This window comes from Synechococcus sp. R55.8 (assembly GCF_047461895.1).
Classification (GTDB): domain Bacteria; phylum Cyanobacteriota; class Cyanobacteriia; order Thermostichales; family Thermostichaceae; genus Thermostichus.
The window spans coordinates 1-6,619 of sequence record NZ_JANSIB010000077.1; the positions used below are offsets into that span (position 1 = coordinate 1).

General features: G+C 58.8%; 6 protein-coding genes. 1 reads left to right on the top strand and 5 read right to left on the bottom strand.

Translation table 11 applies throughout. The features are described from left to right. Window positions 1–33 precede the first annotated feature (33 nt). The 5 genes from sufU to cobM all read right to left on the bottom strand — a co-directional run bounded on the left by sufU (window position 34) and on the right by cobM (window position 5,795). Window positions 34–516, bottom strand: a complete 483-nt coding sequence (sufU, locus tag NW829_RS08665) for a Fe-S cluster assembly sulfur transfer protein SufU (RefSeq protein WP_011434254.1) — start codon at window positions 514–516, stop codon at window positions 34–36. 167 nt (window positions 517–683) lie between these two features. After that, window positions 684–1,862 carry an NAD(P)/FAD-dependent oxidoreductase gene (locus NW829_RS08670; RefSeq protein ID WP_414416887.1) on the bottom strand — a complete coding sequence of 393 codons (1,179 nt, stop codon included), beginning with the start codon at window positions 1,860–1,862 and terminating at the stop codon, window positions 684–686. Further along, a complete protein-coding gene (locus tag NW829_RS08675; protein WP_414416888.1) occupies window positions 1,859–2,686 on the bottom strand; it encodes a sulfurtransferase in 828 nt (275 codons plus the stop codon). Before NW829_RS08675 ends, NW829_RS08670 begins: the two co-directional genes overlap by 4 nt. Window positions 2,687–2,724: 38 nt before the next feature. After that, window positions 2,725–4,806 (bottom strand): tetratricopeptide repeat protein, encoded by a 2,082-nt coding sequence (locus tag NW829_RS08680; protein WP_414416889.1) that lies wholly within the window; start codon window positions 4,804–4,806, stop codon window positions 2,725–2,727. Between the two features lie 188 nt (window positions 4,807–4,994). Next, a complete protein-coding gene (cobM, locus tag NW829_RS08685; protein WP_011434250.1) occupies window positions 4,995–5,795 on the bottom strand; it encodes a precorrin-4 C(11)-methyltransferase in 801 nt (266 codons plus the stop codon). Window positions 5,796–6,162: 367 nt separating this feature from the next. On the opposite strand from cobM, the gene NW829_RS08690 reads away from it, so the two are divergent. Beyond that, window positions 6,163–6,619, top strand: a 457-nt coding sequence (locus NW829_RS08690; RefSeq protein ID WP_414416890.1) for a hypothetical protein, incomplete at its 3' end; no start/stop codon positions are given.

Sequence of the window (6,619 nt, forward strand, 5' to 3'; positions counted from 1 at the left end):
GCCCTGAAGGACGGGGCTTGCCGCGCCTTTTGGTCAGTCGGTGTTTTCGTTGCTCACAAAGGCCGACCCATTGGCCTGGGGTTCGGGCGATTCCAGCGCGTATTTGAGCGCATGCCAGGCCAGGTTGGCGCATTTGATGCGCACTGGAAATTGGGCTACCCCTTTCATGGCGTTCAAAGCCCGTTGCTCCCGCGGGAACTCTTCGCCACCGCGCATCATGGCTTGGAAGCGCTCCACCAACTGCAGAGCTTCGGGGATGGTGCGCCCCCGCACCGCATCCGCCATGAGATCGGCAGAAGCCAGGGCAATGGCACAGCCTGCCCCCTCGAATTTGATATCGACAATCCGCTCCTGGCTGGGATCCAGTTGTAAGGTGAGGTCGATGGTGTCGCCACAGGAGGGGTTGTGGCCACGTTGGTGGCGGTGGACGGGATCCACTCTGCCGAAGTTGTGGGGCTTTTTGTACCGCTCCAGAATGACTTGCTGATAGAGTCCGCGCAGGTTATCTAGAGGCATTGTTGCTCCTGGTTGGTCGCTGCTCTGGCCGGTCGGCAAAAGTCGACCCGCTCATAGCCCATTGCCGCCGGGAATAGCCATAGTTCTCAGATATTCAGGATTTGGGAAGCGAGCCCGACCTGGCCCATCTGGTTTTGATCTTAACCCCGTTCTTGGTAGAGCTTGAGTCAGTAGAAAAACTCCTGCCAGCGCAGGGGCTTAAGTTTGCGCATGTACAGCCAATCAAAAAAGTTCTTCAGCACCGTGGCTGAATAGCCGCGCCAGACCAGCCTGCCTTTCTCGGCAACGGCAACGCGGTTCCCCACCGTTACACAAACAAAAACCGTGGCCTGCGGTCGGTAGGGGATCAGAGGTTGGCCGCGGATGAGCCGCAGCAGGTTTTGGGCTGCAATTGGCCCCTGGCGCACCGCGTACACGCCGATCTTGGGCAAGAGGCGGGATCCCCAAACAAAGTCAGCGCAGTCCCCCACCGCCAAGATGTGCTCTGAGCCTTGCACCCGCAGGTATTTGTCCACGAGCAGGGATCCCGTCGGCCCTGTCGGCAAGCCGCAGGTGCTCAACCAGGCCGGCGCCTGGAAGCCACCTGCCCACAGGCGGGTCTGAGCTATCAACTCGGTGCCATCCGAGAGCCACACCTGCTCCGGCCCAAAGGCTTTCACCTGACATCCGGCCCAGATTTCCACCCCCAAGCGGCGGATTTCTCTTTCCACAGCACGGCGGAAGTGTTCTGAGAAACCCTCCACCAGATGGGCCTGGCGATGGATCAGGATCAGCCGGGCTTGAGCTAAGGGGATCCCTGTTTTTGCGCTCATTTCCCGGCAAAGATCGTAGAGTTCCCCCATCAGCTCTGTGCCGGTACAGCCTCCTCCCGCTACCACAAAGGTCAGCAGGCCCGGCGTCGGATCCCCCTGGGCTGCCCGTTGCCAGCACTGCCGGATCCAGGTTTGGGCGGCCACCAATTGTTCTGCCGGTCGAATGGTGAAGGCATGTTGGATCCCATCGATGGGGCGCAACTCCCGGCCCACATTCACCAACAGATAGTCGTAGGCCAGAGTTTGGATCCCGGCTTCACTCTCCAGGGTCAGGGTTCGAGCTTCGGGTTGGATGTGGGTGACTCGCCCCGGCAAAAACTGGGCGCCGTTGGCTTGAATATGCTCCAGCAAAGGGATCCGCACCAGCTCCAGAGAAAACCGACCACTCAGCAGCCGCGTGGACATGCCTGAATTAACACTGTAGGGATAGGGGTTGATGGCGATCACCCGTGCCTGCCCTTTGAGCGCCCGCAAGGCGTCGATGGCTCCATAGCCACATCCGGCCAAGATCACAGTGGGCAGGGATCCCCTCATGGCTGGAGCGGGAACTTCTGGAGATCCCCGGCCGCCCATTCCAGGATGGAGCCGGAATAGCTTTTGGCCTGCCGGCCCACGTGGGTTAAAACCACCGTGACCCAAGCGGCGCGAACCCCGGCTGTGCAGTAGGCAATGATCTCGGCTTCCGGAGGGATCCCGGCTTTTTGCAGGCGGGCGTGAATTTCATCGGGCGGCAATAGGGATCCCGCCGCATCCATCAGCTCCTTGTAGCAGAGATGCACAGCGCCGGGGATGTGTCCACCGCGCGCCTCACCATAGGGGGTGGCTCCCTTGTATTCTTGGGCTTCGCGACTGTCGAGGATGGCCACACGGTCGGAGCCAAGGCTGGCCCGCAGAGTGTCCCGGTCGATCTCCCACCGGTCGGTTCGCCGCACTACAAAGTCGCCCCGTTGCGGTTCGTCGGCGCTTTGTCGGGTTGTGGTCAGCACTCCCTCCTTCACCAGGGCCGGATAGCCCCCGTCCACCATGACCGCCTGGGGATGACCCAAGCTGCGCAACATCCAAACGATCCAGCCATCTTCTCCCCAACCCCGCAGCGGATCGGCCACCACCACCACCGGACGCCCCTGAAACACGCCAAGGCCCTGCAGCTTTTCGGTGAGAAGGGCATCATCTGCCAACAGCTTGCCGCTGTTGGCAGCCTCTGGTTGAGTAAACTCCGTCCAGTTCACCGGAATTGAACCCTTCAGGATCCCGTCGGCTTGCAATTCCGCACTGCGTGCATCCAGAAGCGTTGCCCCTTGTTGGATGAGCTGGATGGCGGTTGCAGGGCTGACCACCCAACCTGGCGTTGGTGTCATGGGTTGAGAGAACCTTAACTGGAAGATCCTATCCCACCTTACGGGACGAGTAGGCCGGTATGGGCCTCTTCCATCTGTTTGGAGAGAAGCCGTTGCAGGCTCACTCTGGCTTCGGAGAAGTTGGGAGCGATTTCCAAAGCCGAGCGAAAGTGTTCAATGGCCTGCTCCAGCTTGCCTTGGCGGGCAAGGATGGATCCCAGACGATAGTGAGCTGCTCCATAGCTGCCATTGCTGCGAATGGCCCGTCGATAGCTGGCCTCCGCCGAGGTTAGATCCCCCTTGATGCGCGCCACTTCGCCCAGGCCAAAGTGAGCTTCCGGCAACTCTGAATCTCCTTGGAGGGCCTGTTCAAACTGCTGCATAGCCTGCTGCAACTGTTGGGGCTGGATGAACTTGCGCCCAGAGGCATCCCGTTGTTTGGGCCCCAAGTAGGCTAGGCCAATGGCGGCCATCGCTGCGTGCAGATCGGGGGCCAGCTCCAAAGCCCGCCGGTAGTTCTTGATGGCTTCGCTGTATTGCTCTTGGCTTGCCAACACCAGGCCCAAGCCGTAGTAGGCGCGAGCCTGCTGTCTTTTGAACTGGCCATTGAAGATCACCTGGCTGAACTCCTGGCTGGCTTGAGCCAGATGGCCTGCATGTACCATTGCCAAACCCAGATCCACCCGCACAGCGGCTGCCAACTCAGGACTGAGATCCAGGCTGAGGGCAGTTCGGAAGGCTGCTATTGCCGCTTTTAGCTGTCCTTTGCGCATCAGCGCTTGTCCCATCACGGCGTGGCCCAGGCCCAGGCGATCATTCAACTCCAAAGCAGCCCAGCAGGAGTCGATGGCCTCGTCCCATTGCCCCAGCTTGAGGCGAACTTGAGCAATGCAGAGATGAGCCTCGCTGAAGTGGGGATCCAACCCCAGGGCCTTTTGTTGCTGAGCTAACGCTTCTGCCCAGTTGCCCTTCTCTGCCCAGGCTTGGCCGAGCAGGCTATAGATCTCAGCTTGGGCGGATCCCTGGGTGAGGGGCAGCGCTTCGGGCAAATGGATCAAGACTTCATCCGGCTGATGCTGGGCCAACCACTGCCGTGCTAGAGCCTTCAGGGTTTCCACCAGGTGGGTGTTGATGCCGCTCAAGTTCGGGTTCAGGCGTTTGGCCTGTTGGTAGTGGCTCAATGCCTCCTGCAGTCGGTTGGTTTTCGCCAACAGATGGGCCAGTTCAATGTGGGCCTCTACGTGATCTGGCTGTCGCCGCACAGCCTCCTGAAACCGCTCCACTGCCTCAGGAATTGGATTGGCCTGTAAAAAGGACAGCCCTTCTGTAAAGGGATCCTGGGATCCCTCCCGCTCAAAGGTGTTGATGGCACGCCGGCCTTGCCAACCCAGCCAGCCCCCCCCTGCAGCCAAGATCAACAGCGGGATCCCCAGCCCCAGCGATCTGGCTCGGGCAGGAACATCGGCTTGCCCAAAAGAGCGCACCACCAACCCAGCCCCCAGCAGGAGAGACAAAGCCAGAGCTCCCCCCAAGAAGGGCCTTAGAGCAGGCCTGTGCAACCATTGATCAAGTGTCGGAAAGTTGGCCAGAACGTCGATAGGAGAACTGGGGCGAGCAGTTGTAGGCAGAGGGGTCGGGATCCCGTCTTGGGAAGGGGCATGGCCAACCGAGGCCTGGCTTGGAGCCGCTTCTGGCCAGCGCTCTTTCTGAATTTTGGGAACCGGTGCCCCCAGAGTTTTAACTTTGCGAAAATCGGAGTTGTGGTCGGGATCCACAACAGGTTTTTGGGCCTCCAGCACCTTGATCTCAGAAATCTTGGTGCCCGGTAATACAATCTGCGTGGCATCGGCACTGCTTTCCCCAGAGGACAAGTAGAAGACTTTTTTCCACTGCGGCTGTGTTTCCCCCTGAAGCCGACCGTACACCACCAGTTGGCTAACTCCCTGCACAGGCAAGCCCCCCAATTGGCTGGCAACTCGATGCAACACCATAGAGCGGCTAAACATCCCCTGCCGTGGGAGATCCACCATGAGGTAAAGGACATCTTGCTTCAGGGCCGAACGGGTTGGCAGGGGGGCCAGGGCCTTCTGCAGAGCCTTGATCAGGGTTTCCACGCTGCGAGCAGCAGATGAGCCAGCCATAAAGTTAGAGTTCGCAAAGTTAAGTTAGAGAGTGAAAAAATGGTCTTGTAACAACTCCAATCCAAGAGGGATCCACTTCTCTCGGCAAAAACGAGTACCCCCTCGCCAGAAGTCAAGGCCTCTGACCTCATCTTGCTGCCTCATTGTGCTCAATCTGCCGGAGTCCGTCAATATACTGAAAGAGCCTGTTACAAACGGGGCTGCCGGCCCATTCTGGGACGGAAGAGGTGGGTGTGGTCAGGGCTGTAGAGCCGCGAGCGGGCAGATCTGGAGCTTGACAAGCCTTTCAAGGCAGGGCTGACGAGATAGAGCACTGTGCGTTCTAAGCCGGCTTGCCGGGTGAGGGCGGCCATCTCGGCCAGGGATCCCAGCCAGATCTGTTCGTCCGGCCAACCCAAGCGATAACAAACGGCAACCGGGGTATCGGCGGGGTAGTGAGCCAGCAGATCTGCCTGCGCTTGTTCTACGTGGCGGGCGCTCAGATATAGACACAAAGAGGCGCGGTGGGCTGCCAGACTGGCCAGGGCTTCTGCTTCCGGTACCTGGGTGCGACCGCTGGCGCGGGTGAGGATAATCGTCTGTACCAACTTGGGTATGGTCAACTCCACCTGCAAACGGGCGGCTGCCAATTGAAAGGCGCTTACTCCCGGCACGATCTCAAAAGGGATCCCTGCCTCCGCCAGCCGGATCAGCAGCTCGTGCAGAGCGCCGTAAAGGCAGGGATCCCCATCCTGCAGCCGCACCACCCGCCGCCCCGCCTTGACCCGTTCCACAATTTGCGGCAGCAGCGTTTCCAGCGTGAAGGAGCGGGTGTCAATGGCCTCAACCCCAGGGCGACAATGGGCCAGCACTCCCTCTGGCACCAAAGAACCTGTGTAGAACACTACATCGGCTTCCGCCAGCAGTCTTTGCCCCCGCAGGGTAATCAGCTCCGGATCCCCGGGGCCAGCCCCGACAATGTAGACAGGCCACGACGTCGGTTCGCGCATTTGCTTGCTTCCTACCCCTTCAAGGGCCTCTTTGAAGATCCCTTTTCCAAAGTCTTTTCAAACTGGATTCCAAGGGAACTTATCTGGAGGCTCAAGCATGCAAGATCACGACAGGCACTCGCATCCCATCTTAAGGTACGTTCGGGAAGACTATTATCCCTACGTTGTTTTACCCCAGCCGATTGCTCTCCTCTTGAGGGGGCCAGATCTCCCACCTTGCCCGCCGGAGCCTGAGCCGCCACAGATGCCTGCCCGTCCGCTGGAGCCGGAGCCGCCACAGATGCCGGAGCGCCCAACGGAACCTGAACTACCTCGAATGCCGGAACGCCCTGTTAGGCCAAATCTACCCGAGCTACCCCAGCCTTTGATGGGCAAGCTGCAATCGGCATGGGCAACTGGTGCTGGTGTTGCTGTGCTCATTACCTTGATTATTGCGGAGGCTCCAGAATTGGTTGTTTTAGCAGGTATTGTCGGTATTGCAGCGCTAGCACGTTTTCTCTACGAATCATGGACATACGAGAAGCGAAAAGAAAAATATGAGAGAGAAAGAGCAGAAAAAATATGGAAACATGAAGAAGCTCTGCGTTGCTGGGAAGCGGAATGCAAAGCCCTTGAACAAGCCCACCAGGAAAAACTGAATAAATATTACGAAGAGGTTTGTTTGTGGCAAGTAAGATGTGAAGAGATCCGGAGAGTTCATCAACAGAAATATGAGAAAGTTCTGCGACGGTGGGAAGCAGAATGTGAAGCTCTTATACAAGCTTACCAAGAAAGATTGAGAGAACATCAAGAGGCCCTCCGGCAGTGGGAAGCAGAGCGCGAAG

Excerpts from the sequence above, each read along its gene's own strand:
- NW829_RS08675 (WP_414416888.1), bottom strand. The coding sequence starts at position 2,686 with ATGACACCAACGCCAGGTTGGGTGGTCAGCCCTGCAACCGCCATCCAG.
- NW829_RS08680 (WP_414416889.1), bottom strand. The coding sequence starts at position 4,806 with ATGGCTGGCTCATCTGCTGCTCGCAGCGTGGAAACCCTGATCAAGGCT.
- sufU (WP_011434254.1), bottom strand. The coding sequence starts at position 516 with ATGCCTCTAGATAACCTGCGCGGACTCTATCAGCAAGTCATTCTGGAG.
- cobM (WP_011434250.1), bottom strand. The coding sequence starts at position 5,795 with ATGCGCGAACCGACGTCGTGGCCTGTCTACATTGTCGGGGCTGGCCCC.
- NW829_RS08670 (WP_414416887.1), bottom strand. The coding sequence starts at position 1,862 with ATGAGGGGATCCCTGCCCACTGTGATCTTGGCCGGATGTGGCTATGGA.